Here is a 23,046-nt window from a genome sequence, read left to right as displayed (position 1 = left end):
TAGGGGTAGTAATTATGGCTAAGTTTTTTATTGACAGACCTGTTTTTGCATGGGTAATTGCTATCATGATGATGCTCGGTGGAGCCTTATGCATAAAGCTTTTAGCCGTCGAACAGTATCCAAATATTGCGCCACCAGCTGTGACCGTTAGTGCAACCTATCCTGGTGCTGATGCGCAGACTATCGAAAATACTGTTACTCAGCTGATTGAGCAGAATTTAACTGGATTGGATAATCTTATTTATATGAAATCAACCAGTAGTGCACAAGGTGTTGTCCAAACAACGTTAACTTTTGCTCCTGGTTCTGATCCTGATTTTGCCCAAGTACAAGTGCTAAATAAAGTAGAAAGTATTAAATCTCGTCTTCCTGAAAGTGTGCAAAAAAATGGTGTTTCTGTTGCAAAAAATAACACCAGCTTTTTAAAGGTTGTTGGTTTTTATTCGACAAATCCTCAAAAAACACAAGCGGATATTGCTGACTTTGTGTATTCCACTGTCCAAGACCCGATTCGACGTGTACAGGGTGTTGGTGATACTCAATTATTTGGTTCTGAATACGCAATGCGTATTTGGCTTGATCCAAATAAATTGACCTATTTTAATTTATCAATTGAAGAAATCATAGCTGCTATTAAAGCGCAAAATGCACAAGTAACAGCAGGGCAACTAGGTGCTTTACCGTCAATTGAGGGCCAAGAGCTTAATGCAACAATTACTGCACAATCACGTTTAAAAACGCCGGAGCAATTCCAAAATATTCTTGTTCGTGTTAATACCGATGGTTCTAATATCTTATTAAAAGATATTGCTAGAGTTGAGATTGGCGCATCTGATTATAACTTTATTTCTCTTTATAACGGTAATGAATCAGCAGGTCTTGGAATATATTTGGCAACAGGTGCTAACCAATTAGATACGTCAGATAAGGTAGATAAAAAATTAGAAGAGTTATCTAAAATCTTTCCAGAAGATATTAAATATGATTTTCCATACGATACAACTCCATTTGTTAAATTGTCGATTAGTAATGTAATTCATACGTTAATTGAAGCAATTATTTTAGTTGTTATTGTCATGTATGTGTTTTTACAGAACCTGCGTTCTACACTAATACCGACTATTACCGTACCTGTCGTACTATTGGGGACATTTGCGATTCTTTATATTTGTGGATTCACCATTAATACTTTATCTATGTTTGCAATGGTACTTGCTATTGGATTGTTGGTGGATGATGCCATTGTTGTTATCGAAAACGTTGAACGTATTATGCATGATGAGGGGCTATCGCCTTATGATGCAACTGTTAAGTCAATGGAGCAAATTACTTCAGCATTAATAGGTATTGCGGTTGTATTATCTGCTGTATTTGTGCCGATGGCATTTTATGGTGGTGCTGCAGGTGGAATATATCGTCAGTTTTCGATTACTATTGTAACCGCAATGGGGTTATCAGTATTGATGGCTATTGTATTAACCCCCGCTCTTTGTGTGCAAATTTTGAAAGCGCCATCTAAAAGTAAAATTAAAAAAATCTCATTGGCTGAAAAATTAGAATCAGTACCGCCATTTAGTTGGTGTTCAAAAGGAACTAAAGCTTTCTTTAAATGGTTTAATCATTTTTATGATAAATCTTTACGTTCTTATGAAAAGGGTGTTATTAAAGTTATTCGTAACCCAATAATTGCTTTTGTTTGTTATGTTTTAATATTGGTTGGAGTGTTATTCGGATTTAATCGTTTACCTACAAGCTTTTTACCGAATGAAGATCAGGGGGTTCTTTTCGTAATTGTTGAATTGCCATCAGGTTCGACATTAGAAGAGACTAAGTCAGTATTAAATAAGACTGCTGATTATTATACAAAAGAAAAAGCTGATTCTGTTAAAGAAATTTTTACCGTTTCCGGCTTTAGCCCTGTTGGTCGTGGGCAAAATATGGGGATGGGTTTTATTCGATTAAACGATTGGGATAAGCGTAAACGAGCTGATCAAAAGATTAATTCGTTAGTCGAAAGTGGTAAAAAATTTGCTTCTACTATAACTGAAGGACGAGTAATTATTGCCAATTTGCCAGCAGTACCTGCATTAGGTATGACCGATGGTTTTTCTTATGTATTGAAAGATACAGCTAGTTATGGGCATGATGCATTAGTTGATGCATTTTTCCTAATGTTCGGTCAAGCCTCTAAACATCCAAAACTGCAACAAGTTAGACCAGGAAGTATGTTAGATGTCCCACAGTATAAAATTAATGTTGATTTTGAAGCTGCACAAGCATTGGGGGTTTCGGTAAATTCAGTAAATACAGTATTGTCGACTGCTTTGGGTTCTGCTTATATTGATGATTTTGTTTATAACAATCGAGTTAAAAAAGTATACCTGCAATCGGATGCACCATATCGTATGCTTCCAGATGATTTTGGTTATTGGCACGCGAAAAATCAAAATGGTGAAATGGTTCCATATGATGCATTTGCTACCACGACAAAAACTTATGGTTCGCCATCACTAGTTCGTTATGATGGTGTGTCAGCAATGGAAATTAACGGTTCTCCTATTCCTGGAGTGAGCTCAGGGCAAGCAATGGCTGTGATGGAAGAATTATCAAAAAATTTACCTAAAGGATTTACGTTTGATTGGACATCTATTTCTTATCAAGAACGTCAAACAGGATCACAAACTACAACACTTTATATTATTTCGATCATTGTAGTATTTTTGTCATTAGCTGCATTATATGAAAGTTGGACAGTACCTATTTCAATTTTATTTATTATTCCTTTAGGTATATTAGGTACAGTATTTGCTACTATGTTTAGAGGACTTGATAATGATATTTACTTCATTGTCGGTCTATTAACTACCATGGGATTATCGGCTAAGAATGCTATTTTGATTGTAGAATTTGCCAAAGATGCTATTGAAAAAGAAGGTAAATCGTTAATTGATGCAACACTTGAAGCTTGTCGTCTTCGCTTGCGTCCGATTTTAATGACTTCATTTGCCTTTATTTTAGGTGTGTTACCATTAGCATTAAATAGTGGCGCTGGTTCTGCTAGCCAAAATGCGGTAGGTACAGGTGTAATAGGTGGTATGTTAACTGCAACATTTTTAACCATATTTTATGTTCCATTATTCTTTTTGTTTATCACAAAACTATTTACTAAACATAAAAATAAAGTGGTATTGCTAACTAACCGTTCGAAAATGAAGTCTAAATAGTTGATTTTATATACATGAGTTATATTATTTAGCTCATGTGTTGAAAATTAAGATACTAAGAAATAAAAATGCACCAATTTAGTGGTGCATTTTTGTTTATAGATAGTTATTAAATATTGATGTTTGGTTTATTTTACTTACGCGATTGTATTTTCTGTTGATAGGTATGAGCATGAGTAATTGCTATAGCTAATGCATCTGCCGCATCAGCTTGAGGACTAGCAGGTAATTTTAATAATAACTTTACCATGTGTTGTACTTGTTTTTTATCCGCAGCACCTGTTCCAACTATACATTGCTTAACTAAACGAGCAGCATATTCAAAAACAGGTAAATTACTATTTACTGCTGCGACAATTGCAGCCCCTCTTGCTTGGCCTAATTTTAATGCAGAGTCGGCATTACGTGCCATAAATACTTGTTCAATAGCAAACATATCAGGTTGAAATTGTAAAATAATTTCACTGACACCAGCATATACACGTTTTAATCTAGTAGGTAAATCATCAACAGCGGTTCGGATGCAACCACTGCCAAGATAGGTAAGTTGACGTCCCGATTGATGGATTACACCGTAACCCGTCAAACGAGAGCCTGGATCAATGCCAAGAATAATGGCCATTAGAGTGTTGCGGCAACCTCATCAGAGACTTCACCATTATGATAAACTTCTTGGACATCATCACAATCTTCAAGCATATCAATTAAACGTAGTAGTTTTGGTGCTGATTCAATATCAAGATCAACTTTGGTTGCTGGAATCATTGAAACCTCTGCTGATTCAGCAATTAATCCTGCTGCATCAAGTGCATCTTTAACTTCACCAAATGTTTCAGGTGTAGTAAATACATCTATTGCACCATCATCATAAGTCACAACGTCGTCAGCCCCTGCTTCGAGTGCTGCATCCATAACTTGGTCTTCATCAGTTCCCGTTGGGTATGAAATAACCCCTTTTTTGGTGAACAAATATGAAACTGAACCATCAGTACCTAAGTTACCACCAGTTTTTGTAAATGCGTGGCGGACTTCTGATACGGTACGATTGCGATTGTCACTTAGGCATTCTACCATCACAGCTGTACCAGCAGGTCCATAGCCTTCATAAATGATCGTTTCCATATTGCTGTCATCTTCACCACCAACACCACGGGCAACAGCTCGATTCATTGTGTCACGAGTCATATTATTCGATAATGCTTTATCCATTGCGGCACGTAACCGTGGATTTGACGCTGGATCGCCACCACCTAGTTTTGCTGCGGTTACTAATTCACGAATAATTTTGGTGAAAATTTTACCGCGTTTTGCATCTTGTGCGGCTTTACGATGTTTGGTATTGGCCCATTTACTATGACCTGCCATAAAAATCTCCAGATAAATAATTTATAATTCGCCGTATTTTAGCAAACTTTTACTTAAAATTCATTATCAATATACTGATAAGTTTCTATCTTATGTAAAATTATTATTTAATAGTGATTGATAATACTATTTATATTTTATCAATGGTTTCCCTGCCCATATTAGATTTTAATTATAAATTTTATAAGTTTTATAAGTTGTATTTTTGCTGAATCATTTCACATTGATCAAGATCACAAGTTTAGATTTTATACATTGAAAGTATGAGCTATTCGGTAGATGATAGCCGTCGAAACGTTTCGATATTTGTTGTTAGTAAACTTCCCTAAGGATCATGATATGTACAAAGGTCAACTGTTTAATTCTGAAATTATTCGAGTTTTATCCCAAATGGGGCATACCGATCAAATTGCGATAGGGGATGCTGGTCTACCGATTGATAAAGATACTCCACGTATAGATTTGGCTTTGACTTATGGTCTACCATCATTTATTCAAGTTTTTCAAACAGTATCGCAAGATATGCAGATCGAAAAGATAATATTAGCTGAAGAAATTATCGAACGAAATCCTGATGTGCATAGACAAATATTAGAACAAATTAAAAATATTGAGGTAATTCAAAATAATAGAGTTGAAATTGTGTATATTAGTCACGAAAAACTAAAACTTCGAACACATCAATGTAAAGCCGTTATTAGAACAGGCGAATGTACTCCATTTGCTAATATAATTTTACAGTCTGGCGTTATTTTTTAAAACTCAGTTATAAAACTTAATAATGAGTAATTTATGAACGATAATCTTTTACAGCTTACAAATATTCATAAGTCTTTTCCCGGTGTTAAAGCTCTTGCAGGGGTTAATTTAACTGTACGCGCAGGTCAAGTTATGGCTTTGATTGGTGAAAATGGTGCGGGTAAATCAACTTTGATGAAGGTTTTAACGGGAATTTATCAAAAAGATGAAGGTGAAATCATTTATTTAGGTAATAAAGTAAATTTCCAAGGTCCTAAATCTTCACAAGAAGCTGGAATTGGAATTGTTCATCAAGAATTAAATTTAATTCCACAACTTAGTATTGCTGAAAATATATTTTTAGGGCGTGAATTTACCAATAAATTTGGCTGTATAGATTGGAAGAAGACATATGCTCAAGCTGATAAATTACTGAATGAACTTCATTTAGATTATGATAGCCGTCGTTTAATTAGTGATTTATCTATTGGTGAACAGCAGATGGTTGAAATTGCTAAAGTCCTTAGTTTTAACTCTAAAGTCATCATTATGGATGAACCTACAGATGCGCTTACTGATACTGAGACAATTTCTCTTTTTGAAGTAATAAAAAAACTTAAAAAGCAAAATTGTGGTGTGGTTTATATATCTCATCGACTTAAAGAGATCTTTGAGATTTGTGATGAAGTGACCGTATTACGTGATGGGCAATTTGTTGGTGAAAAAAAGATTGATCAATTAAATGAAGATACATTAATTGAAATGATGGTAGGACGCAAACTTGAGGAACAATATCCAAGAGTTAATGTACCTAAAGGTAGTGTTACATTAGAAGTTAAGAATTTAAATGGTTTAGGTGTAAATAATATTAGTTTTTGCCTTCATGAAGGCGAAATACTTGGTATTTCAGGTTTAATGGGGGCTGGACGAACTGAATTAATGAAAATGATTTATGGAGCTAACCCAGCAAAGTCAGGTGAAATAATTTTAAATGGTAAATCAGTCCAAATTGATTCACCTCGTGAAGGTTTGTCACAAGGAATTGTTTATATTTCAGAAGATCGTAAGAAAGATGGACTTATTTTGGGCATGTCAGTAAAAGATAATATGTCGCTTAATTCATTAAATTATTTTGTAAATAAGTTTCACAAATTACGATTAGATGAAGAACAAGTAGCTGTTGAAGATTTTGTAGGGTTATTCAATATTAAAACGCCATCAATCAATCAAACAATTGGTTTTTTGTCGGGTGGAAATCAACAAAAAGTTGCTATTGCTAAAGGCTTAATGACTCGTCCAAATATATTAATTTTAGATGAACCAACACGAGGAGTTGATGTCGGAGCTAAAAAAGAAATTTATCAACTTATTAATCAATTTAAACAACAAGGTTTAAGTGTCATTCTTGTTTCGTCTGATATGCCAGAAATACTTGGTATGAGTGATCGTATTTTAGTTATCTATGAGGGAAAAGTAACAGGAAACTTTTCACGTTGTGAGGCAACACAAGAAAAACTTATGGCAGCAGCCGTTGGAAAAAAACAGGAGATCTCTGATGTTGCAAAAGAAAACATTTAAGAACTTATTAATTGAACAAAAGTCCTTAATTACTTTACTAGTCTTAATCGCTATTGTTTCTTGTTTAAGTGATAATTTTTTTACCTTAAATAATTTTTTCAATATATTACAACAAACTTCAATTAATGCTGTCATTGCTGTTGGAATGACTTTAGTTATTTTAACATCAGGAATTGATTTAAGCGTGGGGTCAATATTTGCTTTAACTGGTGCAATTACTGCCTCTATGATTGGTGCAGATATTTCGCCTTTTATTGCTATTTTTGTTTCGTTGGTTTTAGGTTGGTTATTAGGGGGATTTTCTGGTTTTATTATTGCCAAGGGGAAACTTCAAGCTTTCATTGCTACCTTAGTTATGATGCTAATTTTACGAGGTGTAACGCAAGTTTATACTAGAGGTAGTCCTATTTCTACTGGTGCTAATGATAATTCTGAGTTATTTGAATGGTTTGCATTTGGCCGAGTGTTGACTATTCCTGTTCCAATATTAATCATGGTTATTGTTTTTATCCTTGCATGGTACTTATTAAAATATACTCGCTTAGGTCGTTATATTTATGCACTTGGGGGTAATGAGTCGGCAACCCGTCTTTCAGGCATTAATGTCGATAGAGTGAAAATTATCGTTTATGCTATTAGTGGTTTACTTTGTGCGCTTGCTAGTACCATTGAAGTAGCACGATTATCGTCAGCACAACCAACAGCAGGTACTGGTTATGAAATGGATGCAATAGCCGCTGTTGTTCTTGGTGGTACTAGCATGTCTGGTGGGCGAGGAAAAATTATAGGGACGCTAATAGGTGCTTTAATTTTGGGTTTTTTAAATAACGGATTAAATATGTTGGGTGTAGATGCCTATTACCAAATGATTGTAAAAGGTGTGGTTATTTTATTGGCTGTTTTGGTTGATAAAAAAACCAATAAGTAGTTGTATTATCATAGGGGAAAGTTATGAAATTTGGGAAAATTTTTACAGCCATTGTTGCAATTATATTGAATTTTTCTTTTGTTTTTCAAGCTTCGGCAAAAGAAAATATAGCTTTAGTTATTTCAACTTTAAATAATCCTTTTTTTGTTAATTTAAAAGAGGGAGCGGTAAATAAAGCTAAGGAGCTAGGTTATGAATTAGTAGTGTTAGACTCGCAAAATAATCCGGCAAAAGAACTTGCCAATGTTGAAGATACCATTGTTAAAGGAACTAAAGTAATTCTTATTAATCCTACTGATTCAGAGGCTGTTGGAAATGCTGTATTGGCTGCAAATAAAGCCGGTATTCCAGTAATAACATTGGATCGTGCATCTGTTAAGGGCGATGTTATTAGTCACATATCCTCGGATAACGTTGCTGGGGGAAAAATGGCTGGTGACTTTATTTTTCAAAAATTAGGTGCTAGTGCAAAAGTAATCCAACTACAAGGCATTGTCGGTACATCAGCTTCTCGTGAACGTGGTGAAGGTTTTAGCAAATCAATGCAAGAAAACAAATTTACAATTTTAACTCAACAACCTGCTGATTTTGATCGTGCTAAAGGTATGAATGTTATGCAAAACTTATTAACTGCTTATCCAGCAGTACAAGCTGTATTTGCAGAAAATGATGAAATGGCATTAGGTGCAGTGCGTGCAATTCAAACTGCAGGACGAAATGATATTTTAGTGATCGGTTTTGATGGCACGGATGATGGTGTTAAATCTGTCGAACGTGGAAAATTAGCTGCAACTGTGGCTCAACAACCAGAAAAAATAGGAACAATTGGTATTGAAGTTGCTGATAAAGTGATAAAAGGCGAGAAAGTTGATACAAAAATTCCGGTAGAATTAAAACTTATTACTAAATAAACTTTTTTAGGGCGCATGATTGCGTCCTATTGCTATGTAACTAGGATCTGCGTATATGAATTGTAAAAAATTAATTGTACTTGGTAGTGTAAATATCGATCATATTTTAAATGTAAATGAATTTCCTAAACCGGGTGAAACATTACAAGGTTCAAACTATAAAATTTCATATGGGGGAAAAGGCGCTAACCAAGCTGTTGCAGCTGGTCGTTTAGGCGCTAATATTCAGTTTATTGCTGCTGTGGGTGATGATCATTTAGGTAACAAAATTAAACAACAATTAGAAAATGATCATATAGATACTCATTCTGTTTCTGTTATTGCTAATGAAAATACAGGTGTTGCGCTGATTTTAGTCAATGCTCAAGGCGAGAACCAAATTGCTATTCATGCTGGCGCTAATTCAGCAGTTACACCAGAATATTTAAGTCAATTTGAAGATGATATAATAAAAGCAGACGCGGTTTTAATGCAACTCGAAACACCATTACAAACTGTAGAACAAGTAGCAAAGTTAGCTAAGCAGAATAATACACAGGTGGTTTTGAACCCTGCTCCTGCACAAAAATTATCAGATGATTTGCTAAAAAATATTGATATTATTACTCCAAATGAAACAGAGGCCGAGTTTTTAACAGGTGTAAAAATTGTTACAGAACAAGATGCACAAAAAGCATCATTATTTTTACATAATAAAGGTATTAAAATCGTTATTATTACGCTAGGAAGTAAAGGTGCTTGGGTAAGCAACTGTGGTAAGGGAGAGATTATTTCAGGTTTTCGCGTTAAAGCTGTTGATACTATTGGTGCTGGTGATACATTTAATGGAATGTTAGTAACTGCCTTGTTAGAAGGAAAAACACTTAACCAAGCGGTCAGGTATGCACATGCTGCTGGAGCATTATCTGTGACTAAATCAGGAGCGCAAATATCGGTGCCAACTCGTAAGGAAGTTGAAGATTTTATCATTTTACAGGATTTATAAAAGAGAAATAATAATTTGGTTACAATGAAAGATGTCGCAAAATATGCGAATGTATCAACATCAACAGTTTCTCATGTTATCAATAATGATCGCTATGTGAGTCCGACTATACGTGAAAAGGTTGAATTAGCTATTAAGCAGTTAAACTATGCTCCTTCAGCCATTGCTCGTAGTTTAAAAAGTAATAAAACCTATACTATTGGTATGTTGGTGACTGCAAGTAATAATCCTTTTTACTCAGAAGTAGTGCAAGGTGTTGAACGTAGTTGCTATGAACTTGGTTATAATTTGATTTTATGTAGTACTGAAGGAGATCATCAGCGCATGCTTGATAACATTGAGCATTTATTACAGAAACGTGTTGATGGTTTATTAGCTATGTGTACTGAGACTTATTCCATTCCACAGCAAATATTTGCGCGATACCCTAAACTTCCTATAGTAATGATGGACTGGGCACCATTTAGTGGTATATGTGATATTATTCAAGATAATTCTTTTCATGGTGCAATGCTTGCTACTGAATATTTGATTGAGCAAAAATATAAACATATTGCTTGTATTACTGGACCATTAAATAACACCCAAGCACAATCGCGTTTACAAGGTTATCGTAAAGCTATGCAAAATGCTGATCTAGAAATTTTTGAGGGGTATGAGGCTCAAGGTGATTTTCAATTTGCATCTGGTATTGTGGCTATGCAACATTTATTAGAGCTTGAAATTCCTCCCGAGGCAGTGTTTTGTTCTAATGATGCTATGGCTATTGGTGCTTATCAAGCGCTTTATCGAAAGGGACTCGAAGCAGGAAAAAATATTGCAATTATCGGTTATGATGATATTGAAATTGCACAATATATGACACCACCTTTAACTACTATTCATCAACCCAAAGAAGAATTAGGTCAACTAGCTGTTGAAACTTTATTAAATCGATTTCATAACCCTATAGATTCACTGCATACGTTGGCTTTAACTCCCACGTTAATTAAACGTTTATCAGCCTAATTTTATTAAAATATAAAAAAAGCGCCTAATGGATAAGCGCTTTTTAGTTATCTAATAAGAGTCAATAAAGGATTGACTAACTCATTCCGTATTGTTTTAATTTTTTGCGTAGCGTACCGCGGTTGATACCAAGCATATTTGCTGCTCTAGTTTGATTTCCACGTGTATATTGCATAACCATATCAAGGAATGGGTGTTCAACTTCAGCTAACACTAAGTCATAAAGATCTGTAGGATCTTCACCATTTAATTGCGATAAATAGTTTTTTAAAGCTTGCTTTACTGAATCTCGCAAAGGCTTTTGTGTTATTTGGTCTTGAGAATTTACAGTTGTAAATTGAAGTGCTGCAGCTGTAACGCGTTGTTCTGACATAGTATTCTTAACTCTTTGTTTTGTTTCTAATTTGACTAAAAAATGCTTTTAGAGTGTTTACTTGCTCACTTGTATTGCTAAGTACACTAAATAAGCGCCTGAATTGATCGCTGTCAGCATAATTCTTGGTGTACCAATTTACATGCTTTCTGGCAATCCTTAATCCTTTGTATTCTCCATAAAACTGATAAAGCTCATCAAGATGCGACAATACAACTTGTTCTACTTCATCAATCGTTTTATTTTTTTGTAACTTTCCATGTGTTAAATAGAATGCAATTTCTTCAAATATCCAAGGTCGCCCTTGTGCCGCTCGGCCGATCATTATAGCATCAGCTTGCGTATATTGAAAAACATCTTTTGCTTGTTCTGGTGTACAAATATCACCATTAGCAATTACAGGAATAGTAACCTTTTCCTTAACTGCTTTAACAGATTCATATTCAGCTACACCGTTGAATAAGCAAGCACGAGTTCGTCCATGAATAGTAATTGCCTTTATGCCACAATCCTGTGCAATTTGTGCGATTTCTATGCAATTTCTATGATCTTTATTCCATCCAGTCCGCGTTTTTAATGTTACCGGAACATCAACTGCACCGACAACTTTCTGCAAAATAGTTTTAATAAGTTCTGGATACTGCATTAAAGCAGATCCTGCCAATTTTTTATTGACCTTTTTAGCAGGGCACCCCATATTAATATCAATTAATTGAGCACCGTGCTTGACGTTAAATTCGGCAGCTCTAGCCATTTCGTCGGGATCTGAACCAACAATTTGTACTGCACGAACACCAATATCATCATCTGCGATCATCCGCAAAGTAGATTTATCGGTATGCCAAACATCCGAATTTGCTAAAAACATTTCTGAAATAGTCATTCCTGCACCAAATCGATGACACAAATTCCGAAATGGTTTGTCGCTGATTCCAGCCATTGGTGCTGCAATTAAATTATTCTTTAATTTAACTTCACCAATAGTAAGCAAATTAAGGTCGGCTATATTACGCATTTTTTCTCAAACTGAAAAGGGGGATAACGTTAATTTTTTATTTTTTTTTACCAGTGATACGACACCACTCTTCCTGTTCGACAACAGGATCTAGCTCAAAATGAGGCTGATAAGCTATACAAACACTTTGTGATTGATTTGCTAAAATGCCAGATAACCCTAGTTCACCTTGTGGTTTTACTAATTTATTTATATGTGGTTCAAGCTCCTTTAAAGGTCCTGCTAATATGTTGGCAACAACGACGTCGGCTTGTAAATCATGTGGAATATCTTTTGATAAATAGAGTTCTAACTTTTCACTAACATTATTACGTTGTGCGTTGTCTCGGCTAGCTTGAATAGCTTGAGGATCAATATCAATGCCGATTACACGCTTGGCACCTAATTTTAAAGCTGCAATAGCTAAAATACCAGAGCCACAGCCATAATCAATAACTAATTTATCTTTAAGTTCTAAACTATCAAGCCAGGTTAAGCATAACGCCGTGGTTGGATGAGTACCTGTACCAAATGCTAATCCAGGATCTAGCATAACATTGACAGCATTAGGATCAGGAACTTCTTGCCAACTAGGACAAATCCACAGACGTTTACCAAATTGCATTGGATGAAAATTATCCATCCATTCTCGTTCCCAGTCTTTATCTTCTAATTGTTCAATTTTATAGGAATATTGCTCTAGATTTAATATTGCCTTTAATTGATCAATATCTATTTGTGCATCATATAGACCAACGACATCGGTATTGCCCCAAAGCTTAGTTTCGCCAGGCAATGGCTCAAAAACAGGAGTATCATAAGTGTCTTGAAACGTGACAGATACTGCACCCGATTCTTCTAATTGCTCACTAATTTGTTCAGCAAGTTCATTGGTTGTATTAATTCTGAGTTGAATCCAAGGCATAATTCTTCCTTTTATTGTCAAACATATTGGCTATAATAAAAATAATAAATCCAATAGTTAAAGAGGGGACTATTGGGTGTAGCGATAATAATTTAATATTATAACTTGCCAATAATGTATAACTTACAGCTCCAGCAAGCATTGAACAAAGAGCACCAGTAGCATTAGCTCTTTTCCAATATAATCCAAGCACTAATGGCCATAAAAAGACAGCTTCAAGCCCACCAAAAGCGAGTAAATTTAGCCAAATAATCATATCAGGTGGGGTCCATGCTGCCCAAATAAGTAATCCACCAAAAATAAAGGTGATAGTGACCGAAATACGAGTAAGAAACTTGTCACTGAAATTAATATCAGTTTTGATGCTTAAAAAGAGATCTTTAATAATAACGGATGATACTTGCAATAATTGAGCGTTAATGGTCGACATAATAGCTGCAAGTGGAGCAGCTAAAAAGATTCCAGCAGCAAAAGGCGGTAATACTTTTATGATCAATGCCGGTACTATTTGATCAGGGATAGTTAAATCGCTAATAATTGCACGACCTAAAGCACCAGATAAGTGCATGGTTAGCATAATAATGGTAACAACAATAGTGCCAAGAATAATTCCTTGGTGTACTGCTTTGCTATCTTTATAGGCCATACATCGCACAGCCGTATGAGGTAGGCCAACTACACCAAAACAAACTAATATCCAAAATGAGGCCATGAATGGAAAGTCCATAAAATCATTAGGTCCTTGTGGTGTTAAAAGAGCAGGATCAATTTTTATTAGCTGATCAATTATTGTGGTAATTCCACCACCCGCATAGATAATAGCACCAAGTAATAATATAGCACCTATGATCATCACTAACCCCTGAAAAGCGTCATTTAATATACTGGCTCGAAAACCGCCAAATGCGGTATAAATAACTGTTCCAATACCAAATATTAATAGCCCAGTATGATAAGGTATACCTACTGATGATTGTAGTAAGCGTGCTCCACCAACAAACTGTACCGTCATTGCACCAATAAAGGCAACAACAAGGGTAATACTGGCTAGCCAAACAATAGTTTTACTTTTATAGTGCGCATAAAGCATATCACTTAAGGTTATTGCATTATATTTGCGAGCTAATATGGCAAATTTCTTACCTAAAATACCTAATGAAAGAAGCACCGTTGGAACTTGAATCATCGACAACAATACCCAACCAAGACCATATTTATATGCAGCACCCGGCCCCCCGATGAATGAACTTGCACTAATATATGTTGCAGCAAGTGTCATGGCGAGCAAAAATCCGCCCATAGTTCGATTACCAATAAAATAATCAGTGAATTGATTTATTTTTTTGCGTTTAACATAAGCATAAATGGATAAAGCAAACACAAAAATAAGATAGATGATAAGTGGTAAGATAATATCAAAATGCATTGTTTAATTACTTAGTTTGTTCTAATGAAATATTTTTGAATTGAAATTTGACAACCAACCAACAAAGCAATACAAAACCAAAAGGTATCACAATGCAAGATAGTTCAAACCACAATGGTAATCCTAAAAATCCTATTTTATTGCTAATGCAGTAAGCACAAATAACCCATCCAAGAAGATAAATAAAAGTTAGTACTAACGATAGTTTAGCTTCTTTATTTGCTTGCTTATATCGAGCATCCATATTGATTTATTGAAAATTGAAAATAGTCTAGATTAAAAGAAACCACTTAACTTGGCAAGTTTATTGCAATTTATGCAACATTGTGTTTTAAATATATCAATTTTCGCAATATAAAAAGTACTATATAGTAATTAATTATAAATAACCCAATTTTTGGAGAGAATAATGTCAAATTACTTTAATACACTAAATTTGCGTGAAAAATTAGAACAACTAGGACAATGCCGTTTTATGAGCCGTGATGAATTTGCATCAGAGGCCAATTTCTTAAAAGGCAAAAAGATTGTTATTGTTGGTTGTGGTGCACAAGGTCTTAACCAAGGTCTTAATATGCGCGATTCAGGTTTAGATATTGCTTATGCGTTACGTAAAGAAGCCATTGCTGAAAAACGTGCATCATGGAAAAAAGCGACCGAAAATGGTTTTAAAGTAGGAAGTTATGAAGAATTAATTCCAACTGCTGACCTTGTTATTAACTTAACACCAGATAAACAGCACTCAGCAGTAGTAAAAGCGATACAGCCGTTAATGAAGCAAGGTTCAGCATTAGGTTATTCTCATGGTTTTAATATTGTTGAAGTAGGCGAAAAAATTCGTTCAGATATTACTGTTGTAATGGTTGCACCTAAATGTCCAGGAACTGAAGTGCGTGAAGAGTATAAACGCGGTTTTGGTGTTCCAACACTTATTGCTGTTCATCCTGAAAACGATCCTAAAGGTGAGGGACTAGCAATTGCAAAAGCATGGGCGGCTGCAACAGGAGGTCATCGTGCGGGCGTTTTACAATCATCATTTGTTGCTGAAGTTAAATCAGATTTAATGGGCGAACAAACAATTCTTTGTGGTATGTTGCAGACTGGTTCATTACTTTGTTTTGATAAACTTGTGGCTGATGGCGTTGATCCTGCTTATGCATGTAAATTACTTCAATTTGGTTGGGAAACGATCACCGAGGCATTAAAACAAGGCGGAATTACGCTAATGATGGATCGCTTATCAAATCCCGCTAAGTTAAGGGCAAATGCACTAGCAAAAGAATTAAAAGTGATCATGACTGATCTTTATCGTAAACATATGGATGATATTATTTCGGGCGAATTTTCATCAACAATGATGAAAGATTGGGCAAATGACGATGTTAATCTACTCAAGTGGCGTAAAGAAACTGGTGAAACAGCATTTGAAAAAGCGGCTGAATACCAAGGTAAAATTGATGAGCAGGCTTACTTTGATCAAGGTGTCGTTATGGTAGCGATGGTTAAAGCAGGGGTAGAACTTGCATTTGAAACAATGCTTGAATCAGGAATTTTACCTGAGTCAGCCTATTATGAGTCATTGCATGAATTACCACTTATCGCTAATACTATTGCGCGTAAACGTTTATACGAAATGAACGTGGTCATTTCAGATACAGCGGAATATGGTAACTATTTATTTGCCAATGCAGCAGTACCATTATTAAAAGAAAAATTTATGCCAATGCTACGAGCAGGCGATCTTGGTAAAGTGATCCCCGAAGGTAGTGTTGATAACGCGCAATTACGCGATATAAATGAAGAAATACGTAATCATCCAATTGAACTAATTGGTCGAAAATTACGTAGCTATATGACTGATATGAAACGCATTAATGTGGCAAGCTAATTCATAATAAAATAAAAGGTGCTGAAAGGCACCTTTTTTTATGTTTACGGTTCTGTATAAAATTTTCATAAAAGAAAAATTAGATATAAAAATAAAGTTGATCCAAAAGGATCAAAGATGATCTAGATTGGATCTAACTTAGATCTTTTTGATCCTTTAAGTTTTTGTTTAAAGTTTTTAAAAATTATATAATTAAATAATTTTTATTTTAAATTTATATTTATTTCTTATATTAATTATGTTATCTTTTTGACCAAATTTAGTTCAATTAACGAGGGTAATATATCAATGAAAATGACTTTTCGTCCAACGGATTGTTGGCGATGGTATTTTGATAGTGAATACGATAGCTTAATGCTCGAAGTTTCATCTGAAATGTTATTTCGCTCTTGTTACCCAAGTAAAATGCTCATTCCTGATGTTTTTGGACAGTTTCCATTTTCTGTTAGTGATGCAACGTCTTATTATCAATTCCATGATAGTTGTCAGTTGCTTAATTTAACTGATTCTCAAAAAATTGAACTATCTATTAACGCTATTGTAGCTGCTAACTTTTTAAAACCTCAAATGCCAAAAAGTTGGTATTTTTCTCAACAACCAATGCTATACACGCCTAAAATAGCTGATATTGTTGAGGTAAATTTACAAGAGGATGGTAAAAAAGTTTGTCTAATGGTGGTTGAAGCTGGTGAAAATGCTTCGTTATGTATCATCGCACAACCTACTTTTATGGCAATGAACAAGACGTTCAGTTTTTCTGAAGCTATTAAAATCATGAATGACAGACTAAAGCTTATTCAACACAATGTAGTACAGTATCCAGAACATCTGGAATTAGAAGCCATTTCATAAAATTAAAACCATGGCTTATCGGCATGGTTTTAAATTATTTAACCGGAAAAATTAATCCAATGGCGATCTTTATTTATAAGATAAAGAATTTTGGCTTTTTCATGGCCTTGATCAGCGGCCAGTGCAAGATAATATAGTCCTATCTCATAGAGTTGTCCTAGAGCAACTATTTTCTCTCCTAGTTTATATTGTGCATTCTTATCACCGCTGTTAGCTTTTGCAAGCAAATCAAACACTTCTTTATTACCGTAAAGAAACGGTTCACAAAATTCTTCAAAAGGAAATCCAATTTTAACTGAAATACTGCAATAGTTACCATACCAATACAGTGCTTTAGAATAGTCTTTGGGCAAATAACTTCCGGTTTTGAATCGCTCAGCCATTGCCAATCTTGCCTCGGCAGAACCTGCTTTGGCTGCTTTTTCCAACCACTCTAGACCTATTTTATTTACTTCATAAGTAGGATCATCATGCTTCATTGAAGGATAGTAAAGTAAAAAAATTTTATATTTAATATCAGCATTATCAACATAACTATCATACTTAGTATAAGTTTTAATTAATGCATCATTTAATTCACCCGAAGATTTTATATTTGCTTTTTTAAATAATTTGGCTATTTTAAGCAATAACTCAGGATCTTTATAAACAACATATGAATAGTAATCGATAGCTGTTAAATTTTTACCTAAATCCTCATACCATTTAGCAATATCTATACTTACCTTAATATCAGGATTATTCTTGTCAAATTTACGAAGTAATGAATATATCTTATTTTTATTTGGTTGATTTAACTGTTGTTCATAAAGATCACATGCTCTAGAGGCTTCTAACTCACAAGCTTTTTCAAAATATTCAATCGCTTTATTTAATTTTTCTTCATCAGCATAATAATAGCTAAGTTTTGATATTGATAAAAAATCATTTTGTTCCAGCTTTTCTTCGATTTGATTTATAGCATCAGCATGCTCACTCCAATCTTCAGTTACATTATCTCGTAAATAAAAGTGATTAATAGATTGATGTTGTGCAGCGATCACATCTTCTATTTTTGCAAATGCAAGAAAATACCATAAATCATGATGTTGAATATCTTTAGCCTGATCAAAAAATGTTATTGCTTTTTCAGGATTGTAGGTAAAAAAGTAATCATCAATATATAATTGACCAAGTAGAAAATTAGCATAAGGATTATCATTTAAATTTTCATCTTCCATACTAGCAATTGGAATAAAATAACTATATGGAATTTCTTGGGATTTAAAGCGATTTAATAATATTGAAATAGATTCAATATCACCACCTAATATTGCAGTTTTATATAACGAGACACCTTTACCAATTAACTTAGGTAACAAAATATAATTTATTTTATCATCGCTTAATGTTTTACAGCCAAATTTTTTATCATTACTCTCTGAATCGCCTTCTTCGTCATAATCTGATTCAGGATCATAATACAAAGTAAACTCGGTTTTCTTTGTTGTAATAAGATTATAAAGTTTTTTCAACTTATTACAGTCTTTAGATGAAAGATTATTAGCTAAATCAACATAAGCTGTTGCTAATTTTCTAATACTAAGTAAATCATCTTTAACTTGATTTAATTCTTTCTGGTTTTGTTTATTTTTGTTCTTTTCAAGGCTGCTCACCACGATACTAAAATCACTAGATGAAAAAACCGCAGGCGAAAATATAAATACTAAAACAAACAAACATATTTTTTGAATCATTAATATTAACCTTATATTTCTATTTTAATTATTGATGTTATTATCATTATAAAGCAATTTTACATGATATATTTAATAGACAAGCTGTTATATTACTTTTTTAACGTTATTACAATATCGCCTTTGGGCACACAACTACAGGCTAAAATTTGATTATTTCTTTTTATTGCTGATTGCGTTAGTGGGTTGACTTTGCCTTTTTTCAACACAACTAAGCAACGTCCACATATACCAGTACGGCAAGAATAAGGTAATGTTATTTTATTTTGTTCCAATTGTTCTAAAATAGGTTGTTTATTATTACCTTTAATGGTTTTATCTTCGAAAATAATTGAATAACACTGTTCTTCACTTTTTGCTTCAGGTGGGAAAGCTTTAATATAGTTTTTGGCTGGTTGCCGTTCTAATACTTCTATTTTATCACCAACTGAAATTTTTCCATGATTTCGAGCAATCATATTTACACCAAAATCGATCTGTCCTTGTTCATCGGTTCTAAAATCCCCTAATGTTTTAAGTGGCTCATTATTAGTTAATGGTTTTCCTGTATTAACATTCATCGTGATTAACATACAACGAGTACAAGGCTTAACAATATCAAAGATTACCTCACCAATTTTAATTGTTTTCCAACCATCTTCCGCAAAAGGCAGTGCACCTTGAATAATAATATTTGCACGAAACTGCCTAATATCGAGTTTTTCTGGGCATTGATGTTGTAAATAATCAAATGAAGCTTTGTTTAATAACAAATAAGGATAACCATCAGCAAAACTGACAGGTACTTCTTGATAGCGTTTTGTTCGTCGTGATAATTGATGACCAAGCCAACGTAATTGCACATCTTTCTGTAAAAACTGGCTTATGAATTGGTTAACCTTAATTGGTGCTATATATGAAGTAAAGCGATTTCCAAAGACTTCGGTTGGTTCAGCATTATTCGAAAAATCGTCCAGATTTATTATGAGCTTTTCTTCTGATGGAAGTGTGACATGGATATCATTTTTTATAATAGCTGTTTCTATTTTTAAAAGCTCAGGATATTGTCTTGCAGTAATGAATGAGCCATCAGGTTCAGTAATCATCAAAATACGATCATTCTTAAAACCACCTTGAACGGTATTTACTTTTGTTAATGATATACCTTGCATTGATTTGATTGGGTAAATGTGAAGTTGATTAACTGATATCATAATGTCTTAAATAATTTATCAAAATTGGTGTAATTATATAGTTAATAATAATTTATAGGCATTAGACAGTCTAGCATATTAAAAGAAGTATTTGTGGACAATAGTTGTCATAAAAATCCTGATAAATGACAAACTAATTTGGCTTTAAGTTATTTCAAAATAAATATCATATGGCTGAAGAGTTTTACATTTGTAATGGACAAAATAGATAATCTAAAAATCAGTCAGGAAAGGTATTGATTTTATTGAAGTTTTTTTTGATAAAAATGTTTTAAAAAACTTCAATAAAATCAATACCTTTCCTGAACACTTTTTTAAAAGCAAAGTCCATGTTCAACATAACCATTTTGATCAATTTATTTGTCAGTTTTTTGCATATTTTAGTTTTATTGTCAAAATAAAGAAACTATTGCAAGTCATAGATAAAACAATGTCGTTGAAAGCCATACTATTCTCGTAGCTCAAGTACAAAAATAAGTAAATTTGTTGCGTAGACTTCCTTAACCAAAAAATGTTTCAGCAAATTTTATCAAAAAATTCGCAAAAAACGGGATTAATAATAAATTACCATTTTAATCATTTCATTTTAAATATGCTATTTAAGATATAGGTTCAGCATAACTTATCTCTATAATGTAATAGCATATTTTCCCATTTGGAGTGACGACAGTTATTTCATCATCAACTTTATGTCCAATTAAGGCTCTGGCGACAGGGCTATTTATTGATATCCAATTTTTTTTAGGATCAAACTCGTCTGCACCAACAATACGGTAAGTATATGAATTACCAGATTCATCTTCTAATTTAATCCAAGCACCAAAAAATACTTTTCCCTCTTGTCTTGGATCGGGATCGACAATTATTAGTGATTCTAATCGTTTAGTTAGAAAGCGTACTCGTCTATCGATTTCTCGTAATCGGCGTTTACCATAAATATATTCGGCATTTTCACTGCGATCTCCTAAAGCTGCGGCATCTGATACAGCTTGGGTAACTTTAGGTCTTTCTTCTTTCCATAAATATTTTAGTTCACGATCGAGAGCCAAGTATCCTTCTCTTGTTATGTAATTTGCCTTTTGCATATTTTAAAACCTATAACATAGTTTGTTTTTTGTGAGAATAAAACATATTTGCTCAGAATAAAAACATATTAAATTTTTTTTATTATTTCCTCTTAAATTCTGTTTTAAATACGAAATTAAGATGATATTCTTGTTTTTCTGATTGAATATTGTTTTTTTTGTTGTTTTATGGCTTTGTAAAGCTGATTATATAGTTTATACATATTATATAAATAGGTTCAGTTTTTTATTTGTAGATAATAGACTAAGAAAGTTATTATTGCTTTAACTATTAACAGGAATAGATATGACTAAATGGAATCGGGTATCTTTTTGTATGGCTTGCTTTGTAGGTTTTCCTTCTGAAGAATCTTTTGCGTTATCTGCTATAACAGCAAAAGTTATTCAAGGGAATAGTCCTCGCTTTATATCTGAAATAGAAAATCATATTGAATCTAATAAACATTTCAAGTATTTTGGTGTTGTTTATAATGGAAATGCTTATTTTAATACAGTAGATTTAAATAATGCTTTAGGGGGTAATGTTGCATCTAAAACACCAGCGAGTTTGAAGTTATCAACGGTAATTAAACAGCCGCAAAGTGATGAAGTTATGGATCTTGATGGCGATGGCGATATTATTTTATCAGAGGATTCGGCTAATCCTTTGACATTAGCATGGTATTATGAGGATGCAAAAAATAACGAAGTTAAGCTAACTCCTACTCAAACATCCACAGCATTTAGTGCATTATTAGGTAGTGGTATTTATCCATATATCAAAATAAGTGGTCCAGTTACTTTAAATACGAGGTATGGTGTTCCAAATTTTCAATCTTATCCAGATAATGACATTGCAATAAGTAAAACACCTTATCGAAATTTTAATATTGCAATAGGCGGGGAAGCGATTAAATATGCTAGTCCCAATATGCATTTTTCAGATCATGACTATTCATATCGGGACAAAACAATTTTTGACTACACGCCAGCAACACTGAATGGTTTTGTGGCACAAAATGATTATTTACGTAATTTTCCATCAACAGGTGCAAATAACCTTTATTTTTATCTCGTCACGGATGGAATAGATAATTCTCTTAATACAACAAATTGGACAGTCAGAACATCTAATATTGATGATAGTTCGCCAAGTGCAATTACAGCAACTGTAACAAAATCAACTGCTCCAGGAATAACAGGATTTAAAGCTTATAATAATAAAAATATGGTGCTTGTCACTTTGAAGGGACCGGATTCATCAGCTAAAACTCGAACTCAAACTACCCCCCAAATCCCAACAGCGAACCTTCCTGTTGATATTGAATTGGCTGTAACAACCAAACAAAAAGTTAAACTGTCTTATAAATTTAGAATAAATAAGTGGTTTGTAAATAGAGGGAGTATCGTGGCTGCACTTAGAGAACAACGAGAATGGTGTAATAATTTGGGCGATTATAAACTTGCAGAAGCGAGAGATTTAAGTAATGCTCGATTGCTTAATCTTATTGAGAGTGGTAGAAATACTTTTAACTTCTATAAACGGTATGTTGGAGAAGGTTTTTTATCTGAATGGGGTCCATTAACTCATTATTCGGGTGCTAATTTTTATAATGCGACTTATGCATGGTCTAATACTGTTGTACCATCTAATGGTGATAATTTTATTTATGTTAATATGAATGATGGGGCATTACATCATATTCTAACTCATCAAAATCTTTTGCACTACGCAATATGTGTAACTAAATAAACAGAACATTTAGTTTTATAAGTAGTTCCATAAAAGACTAAATAAAAATATCACGGCCATAGGTTGTGATATTTTTTTATGGATAATAGATAACTCTGACTAAAT

At 33.7% G+C, this 23,046-nt stretch carries 20 protein-coding genes; 10 read left to right on the top strand and 10 right to left on the bottom strand.

Annotation, left to right across the window (positions count from 1 at the left end):
* Positions 1-14: 14 nt before the first annotated feature.
* Positions 15-3,224 (top strand): efflux RND transporter permease subunit, encoded by a 3,210-nt coding sequence (locus tag GQ596_RS02535; protein WP_160400112.1) that lies wholly within the window; start codon positions 15-17, stop codon positions 3,222-3,224.
* Positions 3,225-3,357: 133 nt separating this feature from the next.
* Here GQ596_RS02535 and ruvC read toward each other — a convergent pair whose 3' ends face one another.
* Both ruvC and GQ596_RS02525 read right to left on the bottom strand, forming a co-directional pair.
* Positions 3,358-3,846, bottom strand: a complete 489-nt coding sequence (gene ruvC, locus GQ596_RS02530) for a crossover junction endodeoxyribonuclease RuvC (protein WP_160400111.1) — start codon at positions 3,844-3,846, stop codon at positions 3,358-3,360.
* Positions 3,846-4,589, bottom strand: coding sequence for a YebC/PmpR family DNA-binding transcriptional regulator (locus tag GQ596_RS02525; protein WP_160400110.1), 744 nt, complete (start codon positions 4,587-4,589; stop codon positions 3,846-3,848). Before GQ596_RS02525 ends, ruvC begins: the two co-directional genes overlap by 1 nt.
* 339 nt (positions 4,590-4,928) lie before the next feature.
* On the opposite strand from GQ596_RS02525, the gene rbsD reads away from it, so the two are divergent.
* The 6 genes from rbsD to rbsR are packed head-to-tail and all read left to right on the top strand — an operon-like array spanning position 4,929 to position 10,737.
* Complete coding sequence (gene rbsD, locus GQ596_RS02520) at positions 4,929-5,348, top strand: D-ribose pyranase (RefSeq protein ID WP_160400109.1); 420 nt, start codon at positions 4,929-4,931, stop codon at positions 5,346-5,348.
* Between the two features lie 33 nt (positions 5,349-5,381).
* Positions 5,382-6,905 carry a ribose ABC transporter ATP-binding protein RbsA gene (gene rbsA / locus GQ596_RS02515; RefSeq protein ID WP_160400108.1) on the top strand — a complete coding sequence of 508 codons (1,524 nt, stop codon included), beginning with the start codon at positions 5,382-5,384 and terminating at the stop codon, positions 6,903-6,905.
* A complete protein-coding gene (gene rbsC, locus GQ596_RS02510) occupies positions 6,883-7,833 on the top strand; it encodes a ribose ABC transporter permease (RefSeq protein WP_160400107.1) in 951 nt (316 codons plus the stop codon). The genes rbsA and rbsC overlap by 23 nt, the downstream gene beginning before the upstream one ends.
* A 23-nt stretch (positions 7,834-7,856) precedes the next feature.
* Positions 7,857-8,744 (top strand): ribose ABC transporter substrate-binding protein RbsB, encoded by an 888-nt coding sequence (gene rbsB / locus GQ596_RS02505; RefSeq protein ID WP_160400106.1) that lies wholly within the window; start codon positions 7,857-7,859, stop codon positions 8,742-8,744.
* Positions 8,745-8,799: 55 nt separating this feature from the next.
* The gene (rbsK, locus tag GQ596_RS02500; protein ID WP_160400105.1) at positions 8,800-9,729 is read left to right on the top strand and encodes a ribokinase; all 930 of its coding nucleotides are present in this window, start codon (positions 8,800-8,802) and stop codon (positions 9,727-9,729) included.
* Between the two features lie 15 nt (positions 9,730-9,744).
* Positions 9,745-10,737 (top strand): ribose operon transcriptional repressor RbsR, encoded by a 993-nt coding sequence (rbsR, locus tag GQ596_RS02495; protein ID WP_160400104.1) that lies wholly within the window; start codon positions 9,745-9,747, stop codon positions 10,735-10,737.
* Between the two features lie 76 nt (positions 10,738-10,813).
* On the opposite strand, the gene fis is transcribed toward rbsR, so the two are convergent.
* Genes fis through GQ596_RS02470 form a run of 5 tightly spaced genes read right to left on the bottom strand, consistent with a single transcriptional unit; the run spans position 10,814 to position 14,699 of the window.
* Positions 10,814-11,110, bottom strand: coding sequence for a DNA-binding transcriptional regulator Fis (gene fis / locus GQ596_RS02490; RefSeq protein ID WP_160400103.1), 297 nt, complete (start codon positions 11,108-11,110; stop codon positions 10,814-10,816).
* A gap of 7 nt (positions 11,111-11,117) precedes the next feature.
* The gene (gene dusB, locus GQ596_RS02485; protein ID WP_160400102.1) at positions 11,118-12,125 is read right to left on the bottom strand and encodes a tRNA dihydrouridine synthase DusB; all 1,008 of its coding nucleotides are present in this window, start codon (positions 12,123-12,125) and stop codon (positions 11,118-11,120) included.
* Between the two features lie 37 nt (positions 12,126-12,162).
* A complete protein-coding gene (gene prmA, locus GQ596_RS02480; protein ID WP_160400101.1) occupies positions 12,163-13,029 on the bottom strand; it encodes a 50S ribosomal protein L11 methyltransferase in 867 nt (288 codons plus the stop codon).
* On the bottom strand, positions 13,004-14,455 hold the full coding sequence (gene panF / locus GQ596_RS02475; RefSeq protein WP_160400100.1) for a sodium/pantothenate symporter: 1,452 nt from the start codon (positions 14,453-14,455) through the stop codon (positions 13,004-13,006). Before panF ends, prmA begins: the two co-directional genes overlap by 26 nt.
* Positions 14,456-14,462: 7 nt before the next feature.
* Positions 14,463-14,699, bottom strand: coding sequence for a YhdT family protein (locus tag GQ596_RS02470; RefSeq protein WP_160400099.1), 237 nt, complete (start codon positions 14,697-14,699; stop codon positions 14,463-14,465).
* Positions 14,700-14,864: 165 nt separating this feature from the next.
* On the opposite strand from GQ596_RS02470, the gene ilvC reads away from it, so the two are divergent.
* Positions 14,865-16,343 (top strand): ketol-acid reductoisomerase, encoded by a 1,479-nt coding sequence (gene ilvC, locus GQ596_RS02465; RefSeq protein ID WP_160400098.1) that lies wholly within the window; start codon positions 14,865-14,867, stop codon positions 16,341-16,343.
* Between the two features lie 288 nt (positions 16,344-16,631).
* On the top strand, positions 16,632-17,195 hold the full coding sequence (locus GQ596_RS02460) for a cell division protein ZapC (RefSeq protein ID WP_160400097.1): 564 nt from the start codon (positions 16,632-16,634) through the stop codon (positions 17,193-17,195).
* A 38-nt stretch (positions 17,196-17,233) separates the two neighbouring features.
* Here GQ596_RS02460 and GQ596_RS02455 read toward each other — a convergent pair whose 3' ends face one another.
* The 3 genes from GQ596_RS02455 to greB form a co-directional block, all read right to left on the bottom strand.
* Positions 17,234-18,931 carry an SEL1-like repeat protein gene (locus GQ596_RS02455; protein ID WP_160400096.1) on the bottom strand — a complete coding sequence of 566 codons (1,698 nt, stop codon included), beginning with the start codon at positions 18,929-18,931 and terminating at the stop codon, positions 17,234-17,236.
* Between the two features lie 92 nt (positions 18,932-19,023).
* Complete coding sequence (locus GQ596_RS02450) at positions 19,024-20,124, bottom strand: YcbX family protein (protein WP_160400095.1); 1,101 nt, start codon at positions 20,122-20,124, stop codon at positions 19,024-19,026.
* A gap of 599 nt (positions 20,125-20,723) precedes the next feature.
* Positions 20,724-21,209, bottom strand: coding sequence for a transcription elongation factor GreB (gene greB / locus GQ596_RS02445; protein ID WP_160400094.1), 486 nt, complete (start codon positions 21,207-21,209; stop codon positions 20,724-20,726).
* 286 nt (positions 21,210-21,495) lie between these two features.
* Between greB and GQ596_RS02440 the strand changes: the two genes are divergently transcribed.
* Positions 21,496-22,941, top strand: a complete 1,446-nt coding sequence (locus GQ596_RS02440; RefSeq protein WP_160400093.1) for a hypothetical protein — start codon at positions 21,496-21,498, stop codon at positions 22,939-22,941.
* The last annotated feature ends 105 nt before the right edge of the window (positions 22,942-23,046 follow it).

This window comes from Gilliamella sp. Pra-s60 (genome assembly GCF_009795755.1).
GTDB lineage: Bacteria > Pseudomonadota > Gammaproteobacteria > Enterobacterales > Orbaceae > Gilliamella.
This window is presented reverse-complemented; position numbering and strand designations above follow the sequence as displayed.